Below are 25,467 nucleotides of genomic sequence, written 5' to 3'. Positions count from 1 at the left end.
ACTTCCCACCCCGGCGGCGAAGCCCGGACCCGGCAGTCGGGGTCAGGCGCCCCAGGTCCGGCTGCAGAGCACCAGCCGGTAGCCGTCCGGGTCGGCGACGGTCACGCCGTACTCGTCCCAGTACGGGTTGTGCGCGGCGACCCGGGTGCCGCCGGCGGCCTCCAGCCTGGCCACGGCGGCCTCGTCGACCGGCGCGCCCAGGTAGACGACGAAGAGGTCGTCCACGGTCGGCGTCGGCTCCAGCGGGTGCTCCGGGTCGCGGGTGAGCTCGAAGTGCCAGCCGCCGCCGGCCGGGCCGACCATGATCAGGTCGTGCTCGCCGGACACCCGCTCGGTGGTGCGCCAGAGGACGTCGAGCCCCAGGCCGTCGACGTAGAACCGCTCGGCGGCGGCGAGGTCCCGGGAGGGGCGGGCGACCCGCACCCGCATCGTCGAATCGATCATCCGGCGAGCCTATCCGGGCACCTGACATCTCCTCAGCCCGGGGGCCGGGGCGCCCGCCTCAGAGCCGCCGCAGCCGCTCCTCGTCCGGCGTCCGGGGGCAGGTGATACAGGCGGAGTCCGGCCGGATCGCGTAGTAGAGGCAGCAGCCGAGCCGGGTGCGGGTCGGGTGGCCGCGCCCGTCCTCGCCGCGCAGGAGGCGGAAGTCGGCGGCGCCGAGCAGCGGCTGGGTGCCGCCGGGCAGCACCTCCCCGGCGGCCGCGACGGCGGCGGACTCCTCGCCGAGCATCCGGCCGAGGTACCAGACGGCGGAGGCCAGATCGTCCGTCACCATGCCCCACAGGGCGCGGGTGCCGCGTCGGGTGGCGCCCGCGAAGGCGGTGAGCAGCGGCTCGACGTGGGTGACGACGGAGGCGCGCAGTTCGGCGCGCAGTTCGTCGTCGCCCGGGAGCGTGCTGTGGGCGCGTGGACGGAGTGCGAAGTCACCCGTGGGGGCGTGCATCCAGAGGTCCGCGCCGTCGATGACGGGGACCCGGCGGGCGAGGTGCCAGGGGCCGGCGATCAGGACGCAGACCGACCAGAGGTAGTGGTGCAGCAGCCGGGAGGCGGTGACGTGGGGGCGCGGGGCCTTGCCGTGCTCGGCGGCGATCCGGGCCTCCTCACCGGCCAGCGCGTCGGCCAGCGCGGTCGGATCCGCCGCCAGTTCGACGGCGGAGTACCAGCCCTGAGCACGGGTGGGTGCGGCCTCGCCCGCGCCGAGCACGTCGACCCGCAGGGCCGGGGCGAGGTCCAGCAGCCGCCGGTAGTCCGCATAGAGAGGACAAGGGGCGCATGGGGCGGCGGGCACGGGTGTGGCCCCCAAGATCATCGGCACTCCCCGAGATCGGCTAAGGTGAGCCTCACCTTATACGCGATGCGCACGCCACGGGGGCCGAACTCGGCCTGGTCCGCACCAAGTCGCCAGGACTTGACGAGATAAGGATTGCCTAACCTAAGATCTCGCCCTGTGCTGAGAACCGACCCGCCGGCCGCCACGGCCCCGGTGGTCCCCCGACACCCGACGCCACGGCGGCCGCTCCTGCTGGCCGCCGGCGTCTGCGCGCTCGTGCTGTGCGCCGCGCTGAGCCTCGCTCTCGGCTCCCGCTCCATCCCGCTCTCCACCGTGATCGACGCTCTGACCGGCGCCGGGCACGGCGGCGACGCCGACGTGGTGACGGGCCTTCGGGTCCCCCGGACGGTCATCGGGCTGGCGGTCGGGGCGGCGCTCGGCGCCGCCGGCGCGGTCGCCCAGGGCGTCACCCGCAACCCGCTCGCCTCACCCGTCACGCTGGGGATCAACGCGGGCGCGGGCTTCGCCGTGGTCGCCGCGATCTACGCCCTCGGCCTCACCCGGCCGGTCGAGTACCTCTGGTTCGCCTTCGCCGGCGCGGCCGTCGCCGCGGTGGCCGCCTACGCGATGTCCCGCCGGGGCGGCGACCTCGACCCCGTCCGGCTGGCCCTCGGCGGCACCGTGCTCACCGTGGTGCTCACCTCCTGGACCTCGGCACTGATGCTGGCCAGTCACCGCACGCTGGACGAGGCGCGGTTCTGGCTGGCCGGCTCCATCGCCGGGCGCCACCTGGACACCCTGACGCCCCTGCTGCCGTTCCTGGCGCTCGGGCTGGTCGGCGCGTTCGCCGTGGCGCCCTCGCTCAACGCGCTCGCCCTCGGCGACGAGAGCGCCCAGGCGCTCGGCGTGCCGGTGGCCCGGATCCGGGTGCTCGGCGGTCTGACCGTCGTCCTGCTGGCCGGCAGCGCCGTCGCCGTCGCCGGACCGATCGCCTTCGTCGGGCTGGCGGCGCCGCACCTGGTCCGGCCGCTGCTCGGAAACGACCACCGCTGGCTGCTGCCGGGCTGCCTGATCACCGGTCCGCTGCTGCTGCTCGCGGCCGACGTGCTGGGCCGGCTGGTGGCCCGGCCGTCCGAGATCGAGGTCGGCATCGTGACGGCCTTCCTCGGCGCGCCGCTGCTCGCGGTGCTGGCCCGGAAGGTGGCCCGATGAGCGTCCTGACCCCGGCGGTGCCCGCCACCGCCGTCAGCACGGCGGCCCGGCGCCGGGCCCGCACCGCCGCCTGGTCGCTGCTCGCCGCCGCCCTGCTGGTCCTGCTGACCGGGATCGCGCTCGGCACCGGCCAGGTCGAGATGTCGGTCTGGGAGGCGCTGCGCGCCCTGGTCGGGCTCGGCGACGCCGGGAACGTGCTGGTGGTGCAGGAGTTCCGGGCACCCCGGGTGGTCTCCGCCCTGATCGCGGGCGCCGCGCTGGCGGTGGCCGGCTCGATGCTGCAACGGCTCTTCCGCAACCCCCTGGCCTCCCCCGACACCATCGGCGTCACCGGCGGCGCGTCGTTCGGCGCGGTGCTGATGCTCGCCACCGGCGCCTCGCAGGAGCTGATCCCGCTCGCCGCGCTCGGCGGCGGGCTGCTCGCCGCCCTGCTGCTCGGCGGTTTCGCCTGGCGGTCGCGGATGGCCGTCACCCGGCTGGTGCTGGTCGGCCTGGCGGTCCAGCAGGGCCTGGCCGCGGCGGTGAACCTGATGATCGTCCGGTTCCCCGCCGAGCTGGCCTCCTCGGCGATGCAGTGGACCACCGGCTCGCTCTACGGACGGGACTGGACCGAGGTGTGGATCGGCGGCACCGCCATCGCGCTCACCGTCGTCGCCGTGGTGCTCAGCCAGCGCCGGGTCGCCGTGCTCGACCTCGGCGACGACTCGGCCGGCGGCCTCGGCCTGAACCCGAACCGCGACCGGCTCGTCCTGCTGCTGCTCTCCATCGCGCTGGCCTCGCTGGCCGCCGCGCTCACCGGACCGGTCGCCTTCGTGGCACTCGCCGTCCCGCACCTGGTCCGCCTGCTGGCCGGGCCGCCCACCCTCGGCACGCTCGGCCTCACCGCGCTCGCCGGCGCCGTGCTGCTGCTCTCCGCCGACCTCCTGGTGCTCCATGTGATCCCCGTCCACGGCCTGCCGGTCGGTGCCGTCACCGCCACCCTCGGCGCGCCCTGGCTCCTGGCGCTGATGATCCGCCAGGGCCGGCTTCCCCAGAGGAGCGACCGATGACCCCCGACCTGGCGACCCCCTCCACGGCCCCCGACCCGGCGGGCAACCGCCTCGCCGCCCACGGCCTGCACCTGCGCTACGGCAACCGGGTGATCGTCGACGGCCTCGACCTGGAGCTGCCCGGCGGCGCCGTCACCGCGATCGTGGGCCCGAACGCCTGCGGCAAGTCGACCCTGCTGCGCGGCCTGGTCCGGCTGCTCGGCCCGGCCGCCGGCACGGTCACCCTGGACGGCTCGGACATCCACCGGATGTCCGCCCGGGCGCTCGCCAAGCGGATGGGCCTGCTCCCGCAGCAGCCCGTCACCCCCGAGGCGATCACCGTCGAGGCGCTGGTCCGGCTCGGCCGCTTCCCGCACCAGCGGCTGCTCACCCCCTGGTCCAAGGCCGACCAGGCCGCCGTCGAGGACGCGCTGGCCCGCACCGGCACCACCGACCTGCGTGACCAGCAGGTGGACCGGCTCTCCGGCGGCCAGCGCCAGCGCGCCTGGATCGCGCTCGCGCTCGCCCAGGACACCGACCTGCTGCTGCTCGACGAGCCCACCACCTTCCTCGACCTCCGGCACCAGCTGGACGTCCTCGACCTGGTCGCCGACCTGCACGCCGAGGCCGGCCGCACCGTCGTCATGGTGCTGCACGACCTCGGGCAGGCCGCCCGCTACGCGGACCACCTGGTGGTCCTCAAGGACGGCCGGCTGGCCGCCGCCGGACCGCCCGCCGAGGTGCTGACCGCCGACCTGGTGGAGGCCGTCTTCCAGGTGCCGTGCCAGGTCGTGCCCGACCCGGAGACCGGCACCCCGCTGGTCGTCCCGCGAGCCCGGACCGGGCGGGCCGCCGCCCGCTGCTGACCCGCCCGACCACCCCGCGGCCGGCCCCGCTCACCCGTGGGCCGCGCCGCCCCCGCCCTGCCCCGCCGTCCGCTGCCCGCAGCCGTCCGGCACCCCCGCCCCCGCACCAGAGACAAGGACCCGTCATGACCCGCTCCGCCCGCGCCCGCAGACTCCCCGCCGCGCTCCTCGCCGCCGCGCTCTCCACCACGCTGCTCGCCGCCTGCGGCAGCACCGGCGGCGACAGCGCCGAGCCCGCCGGGGACGCCGCCTCCGCCCCCGCCGCGGCGGGCTTCCCGCGCAGCGTCACGCACGCCGCCGGGACGGCCGAGATCAAGGCCCGGCCCAAGCGCGTCGTGGTGCTGGACAGCGGCGAGCTGGACGACGTCACCCTGCTCGGCATCACCCCGGTCGGCGCGGTGTCCCCGCACATGAAGACCGAGGGCGGTTTCCCGAACTACCTCAAGGACAAGATCAAGGACACCAAGGACGTCGGCCCGATGGCCGAGCCGAACCTGGAGCTGATCGCCTCCCTCAAGCCCGACCTGATCCTCTCCTCGAAGGTCCGGCACGCCAAGGTCTACGACAAGCTCAACGCCATCGCGCCGACCGTGCTCGCCGAGACCACCGGCTTCCCCTGGAAGGAGAACCTCGCCCTCTACGCCCAGGCCCTCGGCAAGGAGGCCGAGGCCAAGAAGGCGCTGACCGACTACGAGGCCCGCGCGGCCAGGCTCGGCGAGGCGATCAAGGCCAAGAACGGCGGCACCGAGCCGACCGCCTCGGTGGTCCGCTTCGTGGCAGGCCCGACCCGCCTCTACGCCAAGGCCTCCTACAGCGGCGTGGTGCTGAAGGACGTCGGCCTCAGCCGCCCGGCCGCCCAGGACGTGGACCAGAACATCATCGAGGTGAGCGCCGAGCAGATCAACCAGGCCGACGCCGACCTGGTCTTCGTCACCGTCGCCGACGACCCGACCAAGACCAAGCAGAGCGAGGTCCAGGGCACGCCGGTCTGGCAGGGCCTGAACGCCGTCAAGAACGCCAAGGTGTTCAACGTGCCGGACGAGACCTGGATGTCCGGCATCGGCGTCCAGGCCGCCGAGGCCATGCTCGGCGACATCGCCAAGGCCGCCGGCGTCGACGCGCCCAAGTAGCCGCCCGCCCCGGGTGCGCGGGGCGGAGGCCCACCGCCCCGCCCCGCCCCGCCCCGCGCCCCGCGTGGCCGCCCGCCCGGCCGCCCGCCCGCCCGGCCGCCCGGCCCCAGCCCTCGCCCCTCGCCCTCGTCACGGAGAGACCCGACATGCGGCTCTACCTGCTCGCCCTCAACCCCACCGACTCGGTCACCCAGGGCTTCCTCCCGGCCGCCGCACGGCTCGGCCTCGACGTCACGGTGCTCACCGACCACGCCGAGCCGCACCGGAACGCCTACGCCGCGCTGGTGCCCGCGCCGGAGGTGGTGGAGTGCGACGTCCGGGACTTCCGCGAGGTGATCGGGCTGATCTCCCGGCGGGAGGCCCCCGACGCGGTGTTCAGCAACAGCGACCACCTGCAGACCCAGACCGCCCTGGCCGCCGAGTACTTCGGGCTGCCGGCCAAGGACTGGAAGGCGGCCCTGCGGGCCAAGAACAAGGGCGAGCTGCGCCGCCACCTGACCGCCGCCGGCCTGGACGCCGTCCGCTCCTTCGAGCTCGACCCCGGCCAGGACCCCTCCGCGCTGCGGGAGTTCGACGTCCCCTTCCCGGCCGTGGTGAAACCGCGCGAGGGCGTCGCCAGCGAGGACGTCTCACTGGTCGGCGACCGCGCGGAGCTGGAGCTGCGCTGCGCCGAGATCCAGCGCCGGCGGCCCGGCGCGGCGCTGGTCGTCGAGGAGTTCCTGGACGGGCAGTTGTGCACCCTGGAGACGCTCGGCGACGGGAAGCGGCGGCACGTCCTCGGCGGGCTGCGGACCAGACTCTCCGCTCCCCCGCACTTCATCGAGGAGATGCTGGAGTTCGTCCCCGACCACCCGCGGCCGGTGGTCGAGCAGATCCTCGCGCAGCTGGACGCCGTCGGCGTCGGACTCGGCGCCTGCCACACCGAGTTCGTCGTGCAGCCGGACGGCCGGGCGCGCATCATCGAGGTCAACTACCGTGCCATCGGCGACCAGTGCGACCTGATGCTCGCCGAGATCCTCGACATCCCGCTGTTCGAGCACATCCTCGCCGCGCACCTCGGCCGTGAGCTGCCCGAAGGCCTCACGGAGCACTGCGCGGCCACCACGAAGCGGGCCCGCAACGAGGCGGTCTGCGCGGACCGGGCCGGCACCCTCACCGCCGCGCCCGGCCCGCACCACGAGGAGCGCGACGGCGTCCGGCTCAGCTACCAGCCGGTCCGCCCGCTCGGTGAGCGCCACGAGCTCCACCACACCAACCGGGACTACCTCGGCGTGATCTGGGCCGTCGGCACCGACCAGCAGGCCGTGGACGCCGCCGTCGCCCGCTTCGTCGCGGCCAACCGCTGGGAGATCACCCCGTGAGCGCCGCCACCCGCCCCGCCCCGCCGCGCGACGCCGGGCCCGGCACCCCCACCGCCGCCGAGCAGTTGGCGCTGCGGGTACTCTCCGCGCTGCTGCGCGAGGACGTGCTCGGACTGCGGACCCGCAGCACCCCGCAGGACCGCGCGGACGGCCGCTGGCTGCTGCTGGCCCCGGCCGGCCTCGCCCTGCCGGTGGTCGCCGAAGGCTTCCAGAGCGAGTACGCGGCCCGGCTCCCGCTGCTGGAGCTGGACGGCGCCCCGCTGACCGGGCTGGAGGCCGTCCTGACGGCCCTGACCGGCCTCGCCGAGGCGGCGGACCGGCCCGGCTGGGCGGCGTTCACCGAGGAGTGCCGGCAGACCCTCGCCACCATGGAGCTGCACGAGCGCACCCGGGCCGAGGTGCACACCGCCCTCACCGACCTCTACGGCGCGGACCCGGCCCGCTGGAGCGGCCCCGCCGCCGCCCTGGGGCACGACGCCCTGGCCGCCCACCTCGACCACCCGGTCTACCCCACCGCCCGCGGCCGCTCCGGTCTCACCGAGCCCCAGCTGCGCGCCTACGCACCGGAGTTCCACCCGGTCTTCGAACTGCGCTGGCTCGCCGTCCCGGCCGGTGCCCTCACCGTGCACGGCGACCGGCCGCTGCCCAGCTGGTGGCCCACCCCGAGCTGGCTCGGCCTCGACCTGGCGGGCGGTGACGACGCCTGGACCACCCTGCCCGTGCACCCGCTCACGGTGGGCGGGCCGCTCGCCGAGGCACTGCGGGCAGCCGGCCTCGACGGCCGCGCGGTCCTCGCCGACCGGCCCTACCTGACCGTCGTGCCCACCCTCTCCATGCGCACCGTGGCCGTCGCCGACGACCCCGGCCACCACCTCAAACTCCCGCTCGCCACCGCCACCCTGGGCCGGCTCAACCGCCGCACCATCAAGCCGGGGACGCTGGTCGACGGCGCCGCCGGGCAGCGGCTGATCGAGGCCGTGCTGGCTCGCGAACCCCGCTTCGCCGAGCGGATCCTGCACGCCGACGAGCAGAGCTGGGCCCACGCCGGCCACGAACTGCTCGCCGTCCTGCTCCGCCGCTACCCCGCCGACGCCGGCCTGGACCGCGCCGTGACCGTCCCGCTGGCCGCCCTGCTGGCCCCCGCCCCCGGCGGACGCCTGGTGATCGACCACCTGGCCGACCGCTTCCACGGCGGCGACCCGGTCGCCCTCTACGACGCCCTGCTGGACCTGCTGCTCGACTGGCAGGCCACGCTCTTCGGCTACGGCATCGCGCTGGAGTCCCACCAGCAGAACACCTCGGTGGTGTTCGACGAGGACGGCGGCCTGCGGCTGCTCTACAAGGACGACGACGGGCCGCGGATCCACACCGGACGGCTCGCCGCCACGCTGGGCGAACACGCCCCCGGCCCGGCGGAGTTCGACGACGCCCGGATCTTCGGCGACGGCGACCGGCCGCTGACCGACCTCTTCGCCACCATCACCGGCCACCTCTGCACCGGCTCCCTGGCGTTCGGCCTCGCCGCCCACGGCCGCGCCGAACTGGGCGACCTGCTCGCCCTGTTGCGCGGACGGCTGGCGGAGGCCACCGAACGGATCGGGGCGGCCGGCGCACCGCTGCGCGCCGCCCTGCTGGACGCCGAGCGACTGCCGGTCAAGGCGATGGTGACCGCCGGGACCCTGCTCACCAAGCAGCGCTCGGGCGCCGCAGACGTCAACAAGCACTACACCGACGGGCCCAACTACCTCCGTCCGGACGCCGTCGCGGCAGCACCGGCGGGCGGCGCCGGGGCCACCCGATGAGCGTCGACACCCTGCCACAGCACCCCGGCAGCACCGCCCGCCCCGAGGGGCTCGGCCGGCGCCAGGTGCACGCGGTGGCCGCCTGCTACTTCGTCGCCTCCTTCGCCGCCCTCGGCCTGCCGCCCTACCTGACGGCCATCCTCCCGGCCCTCGGCGACCCGCAGGGCCGCTGGGCGGGCGTGCTCTACATCGTTCCGACCGTGTTCAGCGCCCTCGGCGCCCCGCTCTGGGGCCGGCTCGCCGACCGGTTCGGCCGCAAACGGCTGCTGCTCCGCGCCCAACTCGGCCTCACCGTCTCGTTCCTGCTGGCCGGAGCCGCCGACAGCCTGCCCGCGTTCACGCTCGCGCTCGTCCTCCAGGGCTTCCTCGGCGGCACCTTCGCCGCCACCAACGGCTACCTGGCGGCCGCCCTGGACGGCTCGAAGCTCTCCCTCGCGCTGACCCTGATGCAGGGCAGCGCCCGGGCCGCGCTGGTCGCCGCGCCGATCCTGGTCGGCGCGCTCTCCCCGTGGATCGACCCGCACCGGCAGTACCTGCTGATGGCCGTCCTGCCGCTGACCGCGGCCCTGTTCCTGTCGCTCCTGCCGGAGCCCGACCCGGCCGCCCGGGGCGGCGGCCCGGCCACCGACACCGGCAGCGGCCCCGGCAGCGACCGGGCCCCCACCGCCGCGGCCGCCCGACCCGCCCCGATCGGCCTGCTCTACACCTTCGAGTTCGTGTTCGTCTTCGCCACCGTCATCTCGTTCCCCTATCTGATATCCCTGGCGCAGGAGCGGCTGCCCGGGGTCTCGGGCACGACGACCGGCATCCTGTTCGCCCTGCCGCACCTGTGCTACCTGGCGTTCGCCGCCCGTACGCACACCGCCTTCCTCGCCCGCCCGCACGCCGGCATCGCGCTGGGCTTCGGCTTCGTCGCGCTCGGCCTCGCCGGGCACGCCGCCGCGCACTCGCTGGTGGCGTTCGTCGCCGTCCGGCTGCTGCTCGGGGCCGGGCTCACCCTCGGCCTGGTCTGCCTCTCCGTGCTGGCCGCCGAGGCCGCCCGCGGCCGGGCACCGGGGCGGATGTTCGGCACCCTCGAATTCGTCTCCAAGGGCGGCGCGGTGGCCGCCGGCGCCGTCGCCGCGCTGGCCAACGGCCGCTTCGGCGCCGCCGCCCCCGTGCTGGTCGGCACCGCCGCCGCACTGCTGGCCGCCACCGCGGCCGCCACACTCGTCTTCCCGACCCGCATCCGCTGGAGTAGTCGCCGATGACACACGACCTGACCGACCACGAACTGCCCACCCCCGACGACGCGGTCGCCCACACCCTGCTCAACTGCCTGCTGCGGGAGGTCTCGGGACCGGAACACCAGACCGCGGTCACCGACGGTCGGCTGCTGCTGCGCCTGCCCCGCCGGGGCGTCCTGCTCCGGGTCGCGCTGCGCCGCACCTCGCTGCTCGGCGCGCACCGCTTCACCGGTCCGGTCGAGGAGGAACGGGCCGCGGGCTGGGTCCCGTTGGCCTGGCGGGAGCTCGCCGGACACGTCCAGGACGAGCTGGAGCTGCGCACCGGCACGGTGAACGAGGAGTTCCTCGACCAGCTGACGTCCAGTCACGCGGGCGTGCGCGCCGGGCTGGAGAACCGGCCGGCCCCCGGCCCGGACCGCTACCTGGAGTCCGAGCAGGCCCTGCTGTTCGGCCACCGCTTCCACCCCGCGCCCAAGTCCCGCTCGGCCGAGCGCGGCGACTGGCGCGCCTACGCCCCCGAGTCGCGCGCCGCGTTCCGGCTGCGGCACCTCGCCGTGCGGCGGGAGCTGATCGCGGAGTCCTCGCTGGACGCCTCGGCGACGGCGCTGCTGGACGGCCTGGGCCGGGCCCCGGTCGGCTACCGGCTGCTGCCCGTCCACCCCTGGCAGTACGAACTCCTCGCCGACCACCCGCTGCTGCGCGGCGCCCTGGAGCGCGGGGAGGTCGTGGACCTCGGGCCCGGCGGTGAGCCCTTCGCCGCGACCGCCTCGGTGCGCACGCTGCACGGCGCGGGCGCGTTCCTGAAGTTCAGCCTCAACGTGCGGATCACCAACTGCCTGCGCAAGAACGCGGCGTACGAGCTGACCGGCGCCGTCGCGCTGACCCGGCTGCTGGCCCCCGCGCTGGGCGACCTCGCCGAGCGGTACCCGAACGCCGCGATGCTGCGCGAACCGGCCTTCCGCACGCTGGCCCTGCCGGGCGCGGACGGCCTCCCCGACCGGTCCCTGTACGAGGGCTTCGGCCTGATCGTCCGCGAGGGCTTCGCCGGGGTGCTGCGGCCCGGCGTCACCCCGCTGCTGGCCGCCGCCGTCGCCGACGAGCACCCGACCAGCTCCGCGCACATCTCGCGGCTGCTCGGCGAGGACGCCGACGCCGACGAGGCGCTCGCCTGGTGGACGGACTACCTGCGGCTGCTCGTCCCGCCGGTGCTCGCCGCCTACTTCGACCACGGCGTGGTGCTGGAACCGCACCTGCAGAACGTGCTGATCGGAGTCGACGCCGCCGGGCGGCCCGCCCAGGTGCTCTTCCGCGACCTGGAGGGCACCAAGCTCGTCCCCGACCGCAACGCCGCGCTGCTCGCCGCGCTGCCGCCGGAGGTGGCCGGCCCGATGGCCTACGACGCCGAGCGCGGCTGGGACCGGGTGGTCTACTGCCTGCTGGTCAACCACGTCGCCGAGCTGCTGGCCGCGCTCGCCGACCGCCACCCGGAGGCGGAGGGCGCCCTGTGGGAGGCCGTCCGGGACACCCTGCAGGAGTACGCCGACGCGCACGGCCGCCCGCCCCGGCTGCGTGCCCTGCTGGCCGGGGTGCCGCTGCCCGCCAAGGCGAACCTGCTCACCCGCTGGGAGCGCCGGCCCGACCGCGAGGCGGGCTACGTCCGGCTGCCCTCGCCGCTGGCCGGCTCCGTCCTGGCGGAGGCCGCGCGGCTGCGCCTGCCGGCCGCCCGCACGCCGGCCTGGAGCAGCCGGTGAGCCCCGCACGCCGCCCGACCGCCGACCGGGTGCGGCGCAGGCCCGCCCGCCGCCCGACCGACCGCCGTCGCCGTCCCCACCTGGAGTCACCGATGACCGACGCCGTCCGCCGGCACGTCGCCGCGCTCGCCCCGGAGGCGCTGCCCGCGTACGTCTACGACCTGGCGGCGCTGCGTGCGCACGCCGCCGCCGTCCGGGCCGCGCTGCCCGCCCGCGTCGAGCTGTACTACGCCGCCAAGGCCAACCCGGAGGCGCCCGTGCTGGCCGCGCTGCGGGCCGCCGTCGACGGCTACGAGGTCTCCAGCGGCGGCGAGCTGGCCCACGTGCGGCAGGCCGTCCCGGACGCGCCGCTGGCCTTCGGCGGACCGGGCAAGACGCCCGCCGAGATCGTGGCCGCCCTGGACGCCGGGGTGCACCGCTGGCACGTCGAGAGCGAGCAGGAGCTGTACCGGCTCGCCGCCGCCCTGACCGACCGGCCGGACGCCGCGGTGGACGTCCTGCTGCGGGTCAACCTGCCGGTGGGCGCGGGCGCGCTGGACACGGTGGCGCTCGCGATGGGCGGCCGCCCGACCCCGTTCGGGCTGGACCCGGACCGCGCCGAGGCCTGCGCCCGGCTGCTGACCGACCCGGCCGGGCCCTTCGGCCCGCTGCTCCCCCGGCTGAGGCTGCGCGGCGTGCACGCCCACCTGGCGAGCGGGCTGGCGGCGGCGGAGCAGCTCGCCGTCGCCGGGCAGATCGTCGAGTGGTCGGCCCGCACGGCCCGGCGGCACGGGTTCGCGCTGGCGGAGGTCAACGTGGGCGGCGGCATGGCCGTCGACTACGCGGACCCCCGGGCCCGCTTCGACTGGACGGCCTTCGGCGAGGGCCTGGCGAAGCTGCTGGAGGGCCACCCGGGGCCGACCCTGCGGATCGAGCCGGGCCGCGCGCTGACCGCGTACTGCGGCTGGTACGCCACCGAGGTGCTGGACGTGAAGCAGAGCCACGGCGAGGACTTCGCGGTGGTCCGCGGCGGCACCCACCACCTGCGCACCCCGGCCACCCGGGGGCACGACCAGCCGTTCGCCGTGCTGCCGGTCGACGCCTGGCCGCACCCGTGGCCGCGCCCGGCCGTCACCACCGGCCGGGCCACCCTGGCCGGGCAGCTCTGCACCCCGAAGGACGTCCTCGCGCACGCCGCCCCGGCGGCGCGGGGCCTGCGGACCGCGGACCGGGTGCTCTTCGCGATGGCCGGCGCCTACGCGTGGAACATCTCGCACCACGAGTTCCTGATGCACCCCCGCCCGGGCTTCCACTACCTGGGCGAGGACGGCTGACGGCGCCGGGCGGCGGGACGGGAGCGCGTCCCCCGGCCCGCCGCCCACCGCCCGCGACGGGCGCTTCGGGGGCTGGCGCAGGTCAACACCGCACTGACGTGCGAAAGTGGTAGCCAGCGAAGGGAGCGCGCAACGTGCTGATGGACAGGGTGGCGGAGATTCTCGCCGAGGCGTGCGCCGAGGTGGTGGAGCCGCGGTTCCGCGCGCTGGCAGCCGGCGAGGTCATGGAGAAGGCCCCCGGCGAGGTCGTGACGATCGCCGACCGCGAGGCCGAGGTGATCATCGAACGGCGGCTGCGCGAGCTGCTGCCCGTCCCGGTGGTCGGCGAGGAGGCCGTGTCCGCCGATCCGTCGCTCGCGCTGGCCCTGCACACGGAGCCCGCCGCCTGGCTGGTCGACCCGGTCGACGGCACCTCGAACTTCATCGCCGGCCGCCCCGACTACGCCGTGATGGCCTCGCTGGTCCGGTCCGGGCAGACCGTCGCCTCCTGGATCTGGCAGCCGGCCACCGCCACCTGCTACACCGCCGAGCTCGGCTCCGGCGCCTGGTGCAACGGCGAGCGGCTGACCAGGCCCCTTGCGGCCGGCCCGCCGACCGAGTGGCGCGGCTCGCTGAAGAGCCGTTTCCTGGAGCCGGAGCTGCGCCGGACGCTGGAGGCGAACGCCGCGGCCGGCTTCGGCGAGATCACCCCGGGCCGCAACGCCGCCGGGATCGAGTACCCGGACCTCGTCGACGGCGCGCTGGACTTCATCCTCTACTGGCGCACCCTGCCGTGGGACCACGCGCCCGGTTCGCTGCTGGTCACCGAGGCCGGCGGGGTCTCCGCCCGGCTCGACGGCAAGCCCTACCGGCCGGAGGCCCCGGGCGGCGAGGAGGGCCTGCTGGTCGCCGCCGACCCGGAGTGCTGGGAGCGTGCCCGCGCCGTCCTGTTCGGCCGGTAGGGGCCAGGAGCTGGCCGGGCCTCCGGGCCGCACGACCGCCGGGCCGCACCGCCGGCCCGGCCGGCACCGGCTACCAGAGCACCGGGAGCCGCTCCGGCAGGCGCTTGATGAACCCGGGCCGCCACGCCAGCTGCTCGACCGGCAGGGCCAGCCGCAGGCCCGGCAGGCGCTCGACCAGCGCCGTGATCGCGATCTCGGCGTGCGTGCGGCCGAGTGCCGAGGCGGGGCAGAAGTGCCGGCCCGCGCCGAAGGCCAGGTGCGGGTTGTCGACCCGGTCGAAGTCGATCCGCTCCGGGTCCGGGAAGACGGCCGGGTCGTAGTTCGCCCCCTCGACCAGGACCAGCACCAGCTCCCCCGCCTTCACCAGCACCTCACCGACCCGGACGTCCGCCAGCGCGATCCGGGGCAGCGCGTCGCCGATCGACAGGTTGACCCGCAGCAGCTCGTCCACCGCCCGGCCGATCAGCGCGGGCTCCCGGCGCAGCCGCTCGGCCAGCTCGGGCTGCCGGGCCAGGTAGATGACGGCGTGCAACAGGAACGAGGAGGTGGAGACGGCGCCCGCGCCGAACAGCGAGAGCGCGACGGTGGCCAGCAGCTCGTCGTCGACCCGGTCCGCGGCGTCCGGCGAGCGCCGCAGTTCGGCGAACCGGCCCAGCAGGCCCTCGGTGGGCGCCGGCTGGGCCGCGAGCCGCTCCCGCACGTAGCCGAGGTCCTTGTACCAGTTGGGCGCGGAGCCCTCGAACGGCACCGGGCTGGTGAGGAAGGCGACGTCGATGCCCGCCATCAGCCGCCGCCAGTCCTCGGCGGGCAGGCCGAGCAGCCGGCAGTGCAGGGCGGCGGAGTAGGGCTCGGCGAAGCCGTCCCGCAGGTCGGCCGGGGCGCCCTGGCCGACCAGGGCGTCGATCAACCGGTGCGCCTCGGCCTGCAGCCAGCCGTCCAGCTCCTTGTCCGCGCGCGGCGAGAGGGTCTTCATGACGGCGTTGCGCAAGCCGGCGCCGTTGATCTTGCCCATGTTGTCGACCACCTCGGGCGGGATGGTCAGCGCGTACTGGCGGGGGACGCCGGGGTTGGCGGTGTCCTTGAGGCTGAAGCGCTCGTCCTCCAGCACCTGCTTGGCCAGCGGGTAGCTGCTGACCAGCCAGGCCGGGTCGCCGGTCATGGTGCGCACCGGGGCGACGGGCTGCTCGGCGCGCAGCCGGTTCGCCTCCTCGGGCAGGACGTCGCCCCGGCGGGAGAGCGGGAAGGTGAGGTCGGTCATGGGGGTACTCCCTGGGATCGGGCAGCGGGTACGGGGGCGGCCCCACGAGGGCGGGGCGGGTGTGCGGGCACCGGCCGGGGCACGGGCGCGCGGGCGGCCGGGCGGGGCGCGGCGCGGGTACGTGCGGGCGCGGCCGGGTCGGGCGCGGTCAGGTCGGGCGCGGTCAGGCCGCGCGGGTCCCGGCGACGGCGCCCGCGGCGGCCGTCGGCGCGGCCGGGCGGACCACCGCGTAGCCCTGGCCGGGCGCCGCCCGCAGACCCTCCGAGCGGCCGAACAGCACTGGGGTGAGCGGGAGTTGGAGGTGGTAGCAGCTCACCGAGGAGGGCACGCCGAGCAGCGCCGGAGTGTCCAGGAAGAACGGCAGCTCGGCGGCTATGTAGCGGATCCCGGCGGCCAGTTGGGGCTCGTTAGGCGCCAGCCCCTCGTCCAGCCGGGCGGCCAGGAAGCCGCGCGCCATCGCCTCGGCGGCCGCGCCGAAGTCCCGGTCGGCGCGGAGTGCGTCGAGGGCCTCCCGGTGCAACCGCCGGTAGACGGGGTGGCCGGCGAACTCGGAGAGCGCGTGCGCCCGGACGGCGTCGCGGTGGCCGGCCTCCTCGATGCCGCGGGCGATCCGGCGGGCGGTGGCCTTGATCTCCTTGGCGGCCCGCCGGTGCGCGTGTTCGGGGGTGTAACCGAAGGTCTCGTACTGCGTCCCGACATGCAGATCGGCATGGACGATGTCGATCCGCTCGAAGAACTCCAGCCCCCACCCGATGAGTTCGGCGATTCGGCGGTGACTGAAATAGCTGTTCCCGGGGCTGACACCGATGAGCAGGTGCTCACCGCGGCGCCAGATCTCGCGGCAGCGGTCGGAGAACGGAAGGGCCTCGTACCCGGTCGTATCGATGGGTGTGGCACGTTCACCCGGGAGGGTTTCGCGCATGCCTTGCCTCCGCTTCGCAGGAATGGTCACAGGACTGGCTTCAGGTGGTTCACGCGGTTTTACCGGGGATTCACAGAAGTGCATGACGGCAGCCGGAGTTCACCCGGAGTCGGGGGTGGGGTCACCGCATGCTGATGACGCGCGCCTGGTCAGGCGGCCTGCCCCGGGGAGTCGTGTGCTCTTGGTGGGGCGGCGACCACATGAAGTTACCGCCGCCGTTCGGGATCTCCGCAAGCCCTGCCGAGGGGTTGGCGGATTCTGATCACCAGGCGGCCTGAATCAGCCTGTACTCCTCCGGGAAGGTATGTCCACGGAGGCTTTCCGGGGGCGGCCGAATATCCCCCGGACAGCATGGCACGCCAGTGTGCATTCCTCCAACATCCGCCCCCGAAAAAGGCTTTGGCTTTGCCTCGGCAATTCGGCCGGACCCGGGGGCCGGCCGGCCGGACACCGCGGCCCACCGGTCGGACACGGCAGCCGGCCGGCCGCGGCGGTCAGCCGGCCGCGATGTCGCGCCCGGCCCGCACCACCCGGCCCAGTAGGACGCCGACCTCGGCGGCGGAGGTGTGCGGATTGAGCAGCGTCAGCTTCAGCCGGACCCGCCCGGGCCCCTCGCCCGGGAGTTCGGTCCGGCCGACGACGGCCCGGCCGGTGCGCAGCAGCTCCCGGCGCAGCTCGCCGTTGACCGCGTCCACGGTGGCCGGATCGGCGGCGCCGGCGCCCGGGCGGCCCGGCGGGAGGTAGCGGAACAGCACGGTGGTCAGGACGGGTTCGGCGTAGAGCTCCAGCGCCGGCTCCGCCCGGACGGCCTCGGCGGCGTCCAGCGCCAGCCGGTGGCAGGCGTCGACCAGCCGGCCGAGCCCGGCGCGGCCGAGGGTGCGCAGCGTGACGGCGATCTTGAAGGCGTCGGCCCGCCGGGTGGTGCGCAGCGAGCGGCCCAACAGGCTGGGGTAGCCGGCCTGTTCGTCGTCGGCCGGGTTGAGGTACTCGGCCCGGCGGGCGAGCGAGACATACGTCTCGGCGCGGCGGACCAGGAAGATCCCGGCGGCGGCGGGCTGCCAGCCGAGCTTGTGCCAGTCGAGCGAGACGGAGTCGGCGCGGGCGATGCCGTCGAGCAGCGGGGCGAGCCGGTCCGAGAGCAGCGCGCCGCCCCCGTACGCGGCGTCCACGTGCAGCCAGGCGCCGTAGCGGGCGGCGAGGTCGGCGGCGGCGTGCAGCGGGTCGATCGCACCGGTGTCGGTGGTGCCGGCGGTGGCCACCACGGCGATCGGGGTCTGTCCGGCCCAGCTCGCCCCGGCCAGGGCGCTCGCCAGCGCGTCCGGGTCCATCCGCTGGTCGCGGTCGACGGGGACGGGGACGACGGCGCGTTCGCCGAGGCCGAGCAGCGCCGCGGCGCGCTGGACGGAGAAGTGCGCGGCGCGGGAGGCGATGATCCGCGGCTCGACGCCGGCCGGGATCCCCTCCAGCTCGACGATGCCGTCGAGCTTCTGGTCGCGGGCCAGCATCAGGCCCATCAGGTTGGACTCGGTACCGCCGGAGGTGAGCACCCCGGCCGCGCCAGCCGGGTCGTAGCCGACCAGGGCGGCCAGCTCGGCGATCAGCGCCGTCTCCAGGGCCGTCGCGGCGGGGGCCTGGTCCCAGGAGTCCTGCGAGGGGTTCAGCGCGCTGACCGCGAGGTCGGCGGCGGCGGCGACGGCCAGCGGCGGGCAGTGCAGGTGGGCGGCGCAGGCCGGGTCGGCCGGGTCGGCGGCGCCGTGGGCGAGGAGTTCGGTGAGCCGGGCGAGCGCCTGCGGGCCGTGCGCGTCGGCCAGCTCCGCGCGGGCCAGCGCGGCGAGCTCCCCGGGTCGGCCGGCGGGCAGCGGACCGGCCCGGCGGGCGGCTCCGGCGGCCAGCGCGGCCAGCACCTCGGCGACCAGCGGGGCGAGCGCCGCGCCGCCGCCGGTGCCACCGGCCAGCGCGTCGGGGGCGGGGGCCGGGGCGGTTCCGGGCACCGCGGCGAGGCGGGCGGGCTCCCGGTCGGGGCGGCCGGGCTCGACCGGGGTCGTCACCGTACGGCCGCCGCGGCCGCCGCGATGGCGTCGGCCAGGCGGTCGAGCACGGCGGCGGCCTGCTCGTCGGTGATGGTGAGCGGCGGCAGCAGCCGCAGGACGGCGTCGTGCCGGCCGCCGAGTTCGACGATCAGGCCGCGGGCCAGGCAGGCCTCCCGGACCTTGACGGCGAGCGCGGGCGCGGCCGGGCGGGCCCCGCAGGCGTCCGGTTCGGCGGCCGGGTCGACGAGTTCGACGCCCAGCATCAGCCCCCGCCCGCGCACGTCGCCGATCACCGGGAGCTCACCGGCCAGCGCCCGCAGCCGCTCGACCATCCGGGCGCCGACCAGCTCGGCCCGCGCGGCCAGGCCGTTCGCGGCGACGTACCGCAGGGTGGCGGCGCCCGCCGCCATGGCGAGGGTGTTGCCGCGGAAGGTGCCGGTGTGCGCGCCCGGCCGCCAGCGGTCGTACTCCTCGCGGTAGACGACGACGGCGAGCGGCAGGCTGCCGCCGAGCGCCTTGGAGAGCACCATGGCGTCCGGGACGATCCCGCTGTGCTCGACCGCCCACATCGCACCGGTGCGGCCGACCCCGGTCTGCACCTCGTCGACGATCAGCGGGATGCCGCGCTCGGCGGTGATCCGGCGCATCGCGCGCAGCCAGCCGTCGGGGGCGGGGACGACGCCGCCCTCGCCCTGGACGGCCTCCAGGATCATCGCGGCGGGCCGGACCACCCCGCCCGAGGGGTCGTCCAGCAGCCGCTCGGCGTAGGTCGCGGCGAGCTCGGTGCCGGCCTCGCCGCCGACGCCGAACGGGCAGCGGTAGCCGTACGGGTAGGGCAGCCGGACCACCTCGCCGCCGCCCGGCAGGGGCTCCTTGACGGCGACGTTGCCGGTCAGCGCCAGGGCCCCGGCCGTCATGCCGTGGTAGGCGCCGGTGAAGGCGAGGGCGCCGGAGCGGCCGGTGGCGGTCTGCATCAGCTTGAGCGCCGCCTCGACGGCGTCCGTCCCCGCGGGCCCGCAGAAGTGCACCCGGGCCTGTCGGGCGAACTCCGGCGGCAGGCTCTCGAACAGGGCGGTGGTGAAGTCGTCCTTCTCGGCGGTGGCGAGGTCGAGCAGGTGCAGGGGCGCGCCGCTGTCCAGGGTGCGGCGGATCGCCTCCAGCACCACCGGGTGGTTGTGGCCGAGGGCGAGCGTGCCGGCTCCGGAGAGGCAGTCCAGGTAGCGGCGGCCGTCGGCGCCCTCGACCGTCATGCCGTGGGCGCGCACCGGGACGATCGGGAACGAGCGGGCGTAGGTGCGGGCGGCGGACTCGCGCACGCGCTGGCGGCGCAGGATGGCGTCGCCCGGGGCCTGGGCGGGGACGGCAGCGGGCCCGGTGGCGGGGACGGCGGCGAGCGTCAAGGCTGACTCCAAGAAGTTAGGTAAGCCTAACTTTACTTCCCTGGCCTGGCCGGACGGGCTCCGGGAGGCGAGAACCACCCGAGCGGGTGACGCGGGACCCGCCTCCCCAACGAGTGAACCGCCCGCCGGTTACGGCCCGCGCGCTACTCTCGCCCCCATGCCGCCCTCACCCTCCCCCGCCCCCGGCGCCCCCGACCCGGCCGGGCGCGACGCCGAGCACTCCGCCGAACTGGCCCGCACCCGCGCGTTCTTCGCCTCCCGCGCGGCCGGCTGGGACGCCAAGTTCCCCAACGACGGCCCGCGGTACGACGCTGCCGTCGCCACCCTCGGCCTGCGTCCGGGCGGTCGCGTCCTGGACGCCGGCTGCGGCACCGGCCGCGCCCTGCCCCTGCTGCGGGCGGCGGTCGGCCCCGACGGCCTGGTGCTCGGCGCCGACGTCACCCCCGAGATGCTGCGCGAGGCCGGCGCCCACCACCCCGGCACCGCGGCCCTGCTGCTCGCCGACTGCGCCCGCCTCCCGCTCCCGGACGCCGCCCTCGACGCCGTCTTCGCCGCCGGGCTGATCTCCCACCTCGACGATCCGGACCGCGCCCTGCGCGAACTCGCCCGCGTCACCCGCCCCGGCGCCGTGCTGGCCCTCTTCCACCCCGTCGGCCGGGCCGCCCTGGCCGCCCGCCACGGCCGCGCGATCACCCCCGACGACCTCCGCGCCGAACCCAACCTGCGCCCCCTCCTGACCACCACCGGCTGGCACCTGGACAGGTACACCGACACCGACGACCAGTACCTCGCCCGAGCGGTCAGGACCGCCGGCTAGGTGCCGCCGCCGGGGGCCGGCCGCCGGCGGGCGAGGGCGACGGGCGGATCATGCTCGTCCCGGTGTGACGCCCTTCCGCTCGCCGCCGCCCGTCCAGCGGTAGCAGAGCTCCGGGCGGCCGACGCTGCCGTACTGCGGTTCGCGGGCCGCCAGGCCGGTGTCGACGAGGTGTTCCAGGTAGCGGCGGGCGGTGATCCGGGAGACGCCGGCGGCGGTTCCGGCGGCCGCCGCGGAGATCCCGGTGCGGGCCTCCCGCAGCACGGTGGCGACGGTGTCCAGCGTGGGGGCGCTCAACCCCTTGGGCAGGGCGGTGCGTTCGGGGGTGCGCAGCAGGGCGAGCGCCTGGTCGACCTCGTCCTGGCCGGTGGCCTCGCCGGTGCGGCCCAGGGTGTCGCGGTAGCGGGCGTAGCGCTCCAGCCGGTCGTGCAGCGCGGCCGCGCCGAACGGCTTCAGCAGGTACTGGACCACGCCCGCCGAGACGGCCTGGCGGACCATCGCGAGGTCGCGGGCCGAGGTGACGGCGATGACGTCGGTGGTGTGGCCGGCCGCGCGCAGCGTGCCGCAGAGCTGGAGGCCGTGGCCGTCCGGCAGGTAGAGGTCGAGCAGGGTGAGGTCGACGGGCCGGCCGGCCGCCCGGGCGCGGTCCAGGAAGCGCAGCGCGTCGGCGCAGCTGTGCACCGTCCCGGCGGCGCGGAAGCCGGGCTCGCGCCCGACGTACAGGGTGTGGGCGGCGGCGGCCACGGGGTCGTCCTCGACCACCAGGACGGAGATCTCGGGCCGGTCCGGGGAGCGGTTCACGACGCCGCCGTCTCGGGCTGCCGGGCGAGCGGCAGCCGGACGGTGAGCACCGCGCCGCGGTCGCGGCCGACCTCGACCGTGCCGCCGTTGCGCCGGGCGGTCTGGGCGACCAGGGCGAGCCCGAGGCCGTGCCCGTGGCCGTCCTGCTTGGTGCTCCAGCCGCGCCGGAACACGTCGTCCACCGCGCCCGGGTCGATCCCGGCGCCGGTGTCGGCGACCCTCAGCAGCAGGTGGTCGCCGTCGACCCGGGCGGTGACGGTGACCTCGGGCTGGTCCGGGTGCCCGGCGGCGCCGGCGATCGCGGCGTCCACCGCGTTGTCGAGCAGGTTGCCGAGGACGGTGATCAGGTCGCGGGCGGCGAGCCCGGGCGGCAGCACGCCGTCGTCGATCCGGCTGTCCTCGGTGAGCGTCAACTCCACGCCCCGCTCGGCCGCCTGGGCCGCCTTGCCGAGCAGCAGGGCGGCCAGGACCGGCTCGCCGACGGCCGCGACGACGCGGTCGGTGAGCTGCTGGGCGAGTTCGAGTTCGGCGGTGGCGAACTCCACCGCCTGTTCGTGGCGGCCGAGTTCGATCAGTGAGACGACGGCGTGCAGCCGGTTGGCGGCCTCGTGCGCCTGTGCGCCCAGCGCCTCGGTGAAGCTCTTCACGGAGTCCAGCTCGCCGGTGAGCGACTGCAGTTCGGTGTGGTCGCGGAGGGTGACGACCCGGCCGAGGCCGGTGCCGATGGTGGAGGTGTTGAGCACCAGCACCCGCTCGGCGGTGAGGTGGACCTCGTCCCGGACCGGCTCCTGCCCGAGCACGGCGGCCACCAGGGCCGCCGGCAGCCCCAGCCCGTCGATCGGCCGCCGCTCCACCTCCCCCGCCAGCGACAGGAGTTCGCGGGCCGCGTCGTTGCAGAGCACCACCCGGTGCTTGCGGTCGAGCAGCACCAGCCCCTCCCGCACCGAGTGCAGGGTCGCCTGGTGGTACTCGTAGAGGTGGCTGAGCTCGGCCGGCCCCATGCCGTGGGTGTGCCGCCGCAGCCGGGAGTTGGCGAGGTAGGTGCCGAGCCCGCCGAGGGCGAGCGCGGCCACCGCGACGCCGACCAGCGCGAGCAGCGGCCCGCGCAGCTGCGCGGAGATGGACTGCACCGTGATGCCGGCGCTGACCAGCGCGACCACCCGGTGGTCCGCGTCCAGGACCGGGGTGACCACCCGCACCGACGGCCCGAGCGTGCCGGTGTACGTCTCGCTGCGGGTCTCCCCGGCGAGGGCCCAGTCGATGTGCCCGAGGAAGGTCTTGCCGATCTGCTCGGGCAGCGGGTGCGTCCAGCGCACCCCGGCGGTGTCCATCACGGTGATGAAGGAGACCCCGGTGTCCACCCGCACCTGCTCGGCGTAGGGCTGCAGGACTGCGGTCGGGTCCGGCCCGGCGACGGCCGCCCGCACCGACGGGGCGTCGGCCACCGAGCGGGCGACGGCGGTGACCTGGCGGCGGGCGGCGTCCTCCGTGCGGTCGGCGGTGAACAGGTAGGCCAGCACGGCGCCACCGGCCACCACGGCGGCGACGATCACCACCTGGACGACGAAGAGCTGTCCGGCCAGGCTGCGCACCGGCCGGCGCGGCGAGGGGAGGGTGCGCGCGGACATGCCTGACAGTGTGCACCACCGCCGGAACCCGGCCCGGCCCCCGCGGGCCCCGCCCGGTCCGCCGCAGGCCCGGGCGGGGTGTGAACTCTATGAACGCAAACGTGACCTCCGTCACGGCGCGGCCCATAGTCGGAGCGGCCCACCACCCGGGGCCGCCAGGACTGCAGGCGAAGGAGCCGCGGATGTCGATCACTGGAGCAGGGCCACAGGCCGGAGGCAGACGCCGGGACCGCACCCACTACCTCTACCTCGCGGTGATCGTGGCGGTGGTCGCGGGCGTGGTGGTCGGCCTGGCCGCACCGTCGTTCGCGGTGGAGCTGAAGCCGATCGGCACCGGCTTCGTCAATCTGATCAAGATGATGATCAGCCCGGTGATCTTCTGCACCATCGTGCTGGGCATCGGCTCGGTGACCAAGGCGGCGAAGGTCGGCAAGGTCGGCGGACTGGCCCTCGGCTACTTCCTCGCCATGTCGACCGTGGCCCTGGCCATCGGCCTGCTGGTCGGCAACCTGCTGGAGCCCGGCGGCGGGCTGCACCTGACCGCCGCGCTGGCCAAGTCCGGTCACGCCCAGGCAGCCGCCGGGGGCGCCCAGTCCACCGCCGACTTCCTGCTCGGGATGATCCCGACCACCGTGTTCTCGGCCCTCACCGAGGGCAAGGTGCTGCAGACCCTGCTGGTCGCCCTGCTGGCCGGCTTCGCCCTCCAGGCGATGGGCACCGCCGGCGCGCCGGTGCTGCGCGGGATCGAGCACGTGCAGCGGCTGGTGTTCCGGGTCATGTCGATGATCATGTGGGTGGCGCCGGTCGGCGCCTTCGGGGCGATGGCGGCGGTGGTCGGCGCGACCGGCACGGCCGCCCTGAAGAGCCTCGCCGTGATCATGATCGGCTTCTACCTCACCTGCGGGCTCTTCGTCGTCGTGGTGCTCGGCACGCTGCTGCGGCTGGTCGCCGGGGTGAACGTGTTCACCCTGCTGCGCTACCTCGGCCGCGAGTTCCTGCTGATCCTCTCCACCTCGTCCTCGGAGAGCGCGCTGCCCCGCCTGATCGCCAAGATGGAGCACCTGGGCGTCAGCCGCCCGGTCGTCGGCATCACCGTGCCGACCGGCTACAGCTTCAACCTGGACGGCACCGCGATCTACCTCACGATGGCCTCGATCTTCATCTCCGAGGCGATGGACAAGCCGATGTCGATCGGCGAGCAGCTGTCGCTGCTGGTCTTCATGGTGATCGCCAGCAAGGGCGCGGCCGGGGTCACCGGCGCCGGGCTGGCCACCCTCGCGGGCGGACTGCAGTCGCACAAGCCGGCGCTGGTGGACGGGGTCGGTCTGATCGTCGGCATCGACCGCTTCATGTCCGAGGCCCGCGCGCTGACCAACTTCGCGGGCAACGCCGTGGCCACCGTGCTGATCGGGCACTGGACGGGCGAGTTCGACCGCGAGCGGGCCCGGCAGGTGCTGGCGGGCGCGATCCCGTTCGACGAGCGGACGCTGGTGGACACCCACGGCGCGCCCGACGCGCCCGCCACCCCCGAGGTGCGGCCGGACCCGGTCCCCGCGCAGAGCGCCGCCCCGGCGGCCTGAGCAACCGCCACCGAGCCCCCCGGCCCGGCGCCCCGCCCAACCCCCCGAGCGGCGCCGGGCCGGGGATCCGCCCGTCCGCACCCGGTCGCCGCCCGGCGACCGGGTGAACGCCGTCCGCCGTCCGCGTCCGCCGACGTCAGAACTCGTCGGATCCGCTGACCGCCCAGCTCAGACCGCTCGCCGGATCCTCCACCGCGACGTGCAGATGGCGCAGCCCGTCCTCCGGTTCGCACCAGGTGAAGCAGCGCATCCGGGCCACCAGGGCGTTCACCTCGGCGCGGTTCGGCCCGCCCGCGCCGGCCATCGCGCCGAGCGCCCGCCACAGCGCCAGCCGGCCCTGTGCCGAGCCGTGCGCCCGGTCCACCACACCGGCCAGCAGCAGCACCGGGTAGGCCAGCGCGAACGGCAGGTACCCCCCGGTGACCCGCCGCCCCGGTGCCACCAGGGCGGCGGCCTGCGGGGCCGGCCCGCGGGCGCAGACCACCTCCACCCAGTCCGCCAGCGCGGCCAGCCCCCGGGTGGCCCGCTGCCCGCGCAGCCGGGTACCGGGCTCGGGCAGCAGGACGGGGCCGAGCCCCTCCCGGGTGGCGGGCAGCGTCAGCAGGGCGCTGCGCGAACCGCCGGCCGGCAGGTAGTCCCGGACCCGCACGCCCTCGCCCCAGCCGGCCGTCTCCCAGGGCTCCAGTTGCAGCGGGACGCCCTCCGGATCGGGCTCGGCCCCGTACGAGAGGTCCTCGCCGATCAGCACCCGGGTGTGCGCGACCAGCCGACGCACCGGGGCCGGACCGAGCAGCGGGGCCAGCCGCAGCCAGGAGTGCCGGGTCGCCAGCACCTCCCAGAGCGGGCCGGCGTCGTGGTCCGCCGTTCCGGCGGCGCTGCCCGGGCCGCCGTCGTGGTCGAACAGGCGGACGGCCAGCTCGGGCGGCGCGGCGTAGGCGATCAGGTGGCCGAGCGACGCGGTCTCCGCCGCCGCCCGCTGCTCGCCGTCGCGCGCCGCCGCGAGGGCCCGGGCGCGCCGGTAGTGGCCGAGCAGCTCGGACCAGCGGCCGTCCTCGGCCAGGGTGCGGAGCCGGTGTTCCTCGTACGCGATCACGATGGGCAGCGTACGGGCCGGGGCCCCGCATCAGCTGACTT

General features: G+C 75.9%; 21 protein-coding genes. 12 read left to right on the top strand and 9 right to left on the bottom strand.

The features are described from left to right. Positions 1 to 42: 42 nt before the first annotated feature. Both ABT263_RS16420 and ABT263_RS16415 read right to left on the bottom strand, forming a co-directional pair. The gene (locus ABT263_RS16420) at positions 43 to 444 is read right to left on the bottom strand and encodes a VOC family protein (RefSeq protein ID WP_352291113.1); all 402 of its coding nucleotides are present in this window, start codon (positions 442 to 444) and stop codon (positions 43 to 45) included. 58 nt (positions 445 to 502) lie between these two features. After that, the gene (locus tag ABT263_RS16415; protein WP_352291112.1) at positions 503 to 1,309 is read right to left on the bottom strand and encodes a (2Fe-2S)-binding protein; all 807 of its coding nucleotides are present in this window, start codon (positions 1,307 to 1,309) and stop codon (positions 503 to 505) included. 174 nt (positions 1,310 to 1,483) lie between these two features. On the opposite strand from ABT263_RS16415, the gene ABT263_RS16410 reads away from it, so the two are divergent. The 10 genes from ABT263_RS16410 (at position 1,484) to ABT263_RS16365 (ending at position 13,900) form a co-directional block, all read left to right on the top strand. After that, positions 1,484 to 2,482 carry a FecCD family ABC transporter permease gene (locus ABT263_RS16410; RefSeq protein ID WP_352291157.1) on the top strand — a complete coding sequence of 333 codons (999 nt, stop codon included), beginning with the start codon at positions 1,484 to 1,486 and terminating at the stop codon, positions 2,480 to 2,482. Next, the gene (locus ABT263_RS16405) at positions 2,479 to 3,531 is read left to right on the top strand and encodes a FecCD family ABC transporter permease (protein ID WP_352291111.1); all 1,053 of its coding nucleotides are present in this window, start codon (positions 2,479 to 2,481) and stop codon (positions 3,529 to 3,531) included. The genes ABT263_RS16410 and ABT263_RS16405 overlap by 4 nt, the downstream gene beginning before the upstream one ends. Next, entirely contained in the window at positions 3,528 to 4,376 is an 849-nt protein-coding gene (locus tag ABT263_RS16400; protein WP_352291110.1) for an ABC transporter ATP-binding protein, read from the top strand. The genes ABT263_RS16405 and ABT263_RS16400 overlap by 4 nt, the downstream gene beginning before the upstream one ends. Positions 4,377 to 4,501: 125 nt before the next feature. Beyond that, positions 4,502 to 5,506, top strand: coding sequence for an ABC transporter substrate-binding protein (locus ABT263_RS16395; RefSeq protein WP_352291109.1), 1,005 nt, complete (start codon positions 4,502 to 4,504; stop codon positions 5,504 to 5,506). A 146-nt stretch (positions 5,507 to 5,652) separates the two neighbouring features. Beyond that, on the top strand, positions 5,653 to 6,867 hold the full coding sequence (locus tag ABT263_RS16390) for an ATP-grasp domain-containing protein (protein WP_352291108.1): 1,215 nt from the start codon (positions 5,653 to 5,655) through the stop codon (positions 6,865 to 6,867). Beyond that, positions 6,864 to 8,669: an IucA/IucC family protein gene (locus ABT263_RS16385; protein ID WP_502885810.1), complete on the top strand. Its 1,806-nt coding sequence runs from the start codon at positions 6,864 to 6,866 to the stop codon at positions 8,667 to 8,669. Before ABT263_RS16390 ends, ABT263_RS16385 begins: the two co-directional genes overlap by 4 nt. Next, on the top strand, positions 8,666 to 9,919 hold the full coding sequence (locus tag ABT263_RS16380) for an MFS transporter (RefSeq protein ID WP_352291107.1): 1,254 nt from the start codon (positions 8,666 to 8,668) through the stop codon (positions 9,917 to 9,919). The genes ABT263_RS16385 and ABT263_RS16380 overlap by 4 nt, the downstream gene beginning before the upstream one ends. Further along, a complete protein-coding gene (locus ABT263_RS16375) occupies positions 9,916 to 11,646 on the top strand; it encodes an IucA/IucC family protein (RefSeq protein ID WP_352291106.1) in 1,731 nt (576 codons plus the stop codon). Before ABT263_RS16380 ends, ABT263_RS16375 begins: the two co-directional genes overlap by 4 nt. A 92-nt stretch (positions 11,647 to 11,738) precedes the next feature. Further along, positions 11,739 to 12,959 carry a type III PLP-dependent enzyme gene (locus ABT263_RS16370; RefSeq protein ID WP_352291105.1) on the top strand — a complete coding sequence of 407 codons (1,221 nt, stop codon included), beginning with the start codon at positions 11,739 to 11,741 and terminating at the stop codon, positions 12,957 to 12,959. Positions 12,960 to 13,099: 140 nt separating this feature from the next. Beyond that, on the top strand, positions 13,100 to 13,900 hold the full coding sequence (locus ABT263_RS16365; RefSeq protein ID WP_329492330.1) for an inositol monophosphatase family protein: 801 nt from the start codon (positions 13,100 to 13,102) through the stop codon (positions 13,898 to 13,900). A 70-nt stretch (positions 13,901 to 13,970) separates the two neighbouring features. Here ABT263_RS16365 and ABT263_RS16360 read toward each other — a convergent pair whose 3' ends face one another. The 4 genes from ABT263_RS16360 to ABT263_RS16345 all read right to left on the bottom strand — a co-directional run bounded on the left by ABT263_RS16360 (position 13,971) and on the right by ABT263_RS16345 (position 19,522). Further along, the gene (locus ABT263_RS16360; RefSeq protein WP_352291104.1) at positions 13,971 to 15,158 is read right to left on the bottom strand and encodes a cytochrome P450; all 1,188 of its coding nucleotides are present in this window, start codon (positions 15,156 to 15,158) and stop codon (positions 13,971 to 13,973) included. 163 nt (positions 15,159 to 15,321) lie between these two features. Continuing rightward, positions 15,322 to 16,080: a tRNA-dependent cyclodipeptide synthase gene (locus ABT263_RS16355; RefSeq protein ID WP_352291103.1), complete on the bottom strand. Its 759-nt coding sequence runs from the start codon at positions 16,078 to 16,080 to the stop codon at positions 15,322 to 15,324. 494 nt (positions 16,081 to 16,574) lie between these two features. Then, positions 16,575 to 18,128 (bottom strand): pyridoxal phosphate-dependent decarboxylase family protein, encoded by a 1,554-nt coding sequence (locus ABT263_RS16350; RefSeq protein WP_352291102.1) that lies wholly within the window; start codon positions 18,126 to 18,128, stop codon positions 16,575 to 16,577. Continuing rightward, a complete protein-coding gene (locus ABT263_RS16345; protein WP_502885809.1) occupies positions 18,125 to 19,522 on the bottom strand; it encodes a diaminobutyrate--2-oxoglutarate transaminase family protein in 1,398 nt (465 codons plus the stop codon). The genes ABT263_RS16350 and ABT263_RS16345 overlap by 4 nt, the downstream gene beginning before the upstream one ends. Positions 19,523 to 19,667: 145 nt before the next feature. On the opposite strand from ABT263_RS16345, the gene ABT263_RS16340 reads away from it, so the two are divergent. Then, complete coding sequence (locus ABT263_RS16340) at positions 19,668 to 20,327, top strand: class I SAM-dependent methyltransferase (protein ID WP_352291101.1); 660 nt, start codon at positions 19,668 to 19,670, stop codon at positions 20,325 to 20,327. 48 nt (positions 20,328 to 20,375) lie between these two features. Here ABT263_RS16340 and ABT263_RS16335 read toward each other — a convergent pair whose 3' ends face one another. Both ABT263_RS16335 and ABT263_RS16330 read right to left on the bottom strand, forming a co-directional pair. Next, the gene (locus ABT263_RS16335; protein ID WP_352291100.1) at positions 20,376 to 21,125 is read right to left on the bottom strand and encodes a response regulator; all 750 of its coding nucleotides are present in this window, start codon (positions 21,123 to 21,125) and stop codon (positions 20,376 to 20,378) included. Further along, on the bottom strand, positions 21,122 to 22,753 hold the full coding sequence (locus ABT263_RS16330) for an ATP-binding protein (RefSeq protein ID WP_352291099.1): 1,632 nt from the start codon (positions 22,751 to 22,753) through the stop codon (positions 21,122 to 21,124). The genes ABT263_RS16335 and ABT263_RS16330 overlap by 4 nt, the downstream gene beginning before the upstream one ends. 182 nt (positions 22,754 to 22,935) lie before the next feature. On the opposite strand from ABT263_RS16330, the gene ABT263_RS16325 reads away from it, so the two are divergent. Then, positions 22,936 to 24,333, top strand: coding sequence for a cation:dicarboxylate symporter family transporter (locus ABT263_RS16325; protein WP_352291098.1), 1,398 nt, complete (start codon positions 22,936 to 22,938; stop codon positions 24,331 to 24,333). Between the two features lie 136 nt (positions 24,334 to 24,469). Here the strand turns inward: ABT263_RS16325 and ABT263_RS16320 are convergent, their stop codons facing one another. Then, entirely contained in the window at positions 24,470 to 25,426 is a 957-nt protein-coding gene (locus ABT263_RS16320) for a hypothetical protein (protein ID WP_352291097.1), read from the bottom strand. Between the last annotated feature and the right edge of the window lie 41 nt (positions 25,427 to 25,467).

This window comes from Kitasatospora sp. NPDC001603 (genome assembly GCF_040298365.1).
Taxonomy (GTDB): Bacteria; Actinomycetota; Actinomycetes; order Streptomycetales; family Streptomycetaceae; genus Kitasatospora.
The sequence above is the reverse complement of the archived record's forward strand: the minus strand, read 5'-3'. Positions and strand labels throughout refer to the sequence as shown.

Bases quoted from the DNA above. Each gene is read 5' to 3' on its own strand.
- ABT263_RS16420 (WP_352291113.1), bottom strand. From the start codon at position 444: ATGATCGATTCGACGATGCGGGTGCGGGTCGCCCGCCCCTCCCGGGAC.
- ABT263_RS16415 (WP_352291112.1), bottom strand. From the start codon at position 1,309: ATGATCTTGGGGGCCACACCCGTGCCCGCCGCCCCATGCGCCCCTTGT.
- ABT263_RS16405 (WP_352291111.1), top strand. From the start codon at position 2,479: ATGAGCGTCCTGACCCCGGCGGTGCCCGCCACCGCCGTCAGCACGGCG.
- ABT263_RS16400 (WP_352291110.1), top strand. From the start codon at position 3,528: ATGACCCCCGACCTGGCGACCCCCTCCACGGCCCCCGACCCGGCGGGC.
- ABT263_RS16395 (WP_352291109.1), top strand. From the start codon at position 4,502: ATGACCCGCTCCGCCCGCGCCCGCAGACTCCCCGCCGCGCTCCTCGCC.
- ABT263_RS16390 (WP_352291108.1), top strand. From the start codon at position 5,653: ATGCGGCTCTACCTGCTCGCCCTCAACCCCACCGACTCGGTCACCCAG.
- ABT263_RS16380 (WP_352291107.1), top strand. From the start codon at position 8,666: ATGAGCGTCGACACCCTGCCACAGCACCCCGGCAGCACCGCCCGCCCC.
- ABT263_RS16375 (WP_352291106.1), top strand. From the start codon at position 9,916: ATGACACACGACCTGACCGACCACGAACTGCCCACCCCCGACGACGCG.
- ABT263_RS16370 (WP_352291105.1), top strand. From the start codon at position 11,739: ATGACCGACGCCGTCCGCCGGCACGTCGCCGCGCTCGCCCCGGAGGCG.
- ABT263_RS16365 (WP_329492330.1), top strand. From the start codon at position 13,100: ATGGACAGGGTGGCGGAGATTCTCGCCGAGGCGTGCGCCGAGGTGGTG.
- ABT263_RS16360 (WP_352291104.1), bottom strand. From the start codon at position 15,158: ATGACCGACCTCACCTTCCCGCTCTCCCGCCGGGGCGACGTCCTGCCC.
- ABT263_RS16355 (WP_352291103.1), bottom strand. From the start codon at position 16,080: ATGCGCGAAACCCTCCCGGGTGAACGTGCCACACCCATCGATACGACC.
- ABT263_RS16340 (WP_352291101.1), top strand. From the start codon at position 19,668: ATGCCGCCCTCACCCTCCCCCGCCCCCGGCGCCCCCGACCCGGCCGGG.
- ABT263_RS16330 (WP_352291099.1), bottom strand. From the start codon at position 22,753: ATGTCCGCGCGCACCCTCCCCTCGCCGCGCCGGCCGGTGCGCAGCCTG.
- ABT263_RS16325 (WP_352291098.1), top strand. From the start codon at position 22,936: ATGTCGATCACTGGAGCAGGGCCACAGGCCGGAGGCAGACGCCGGGAC.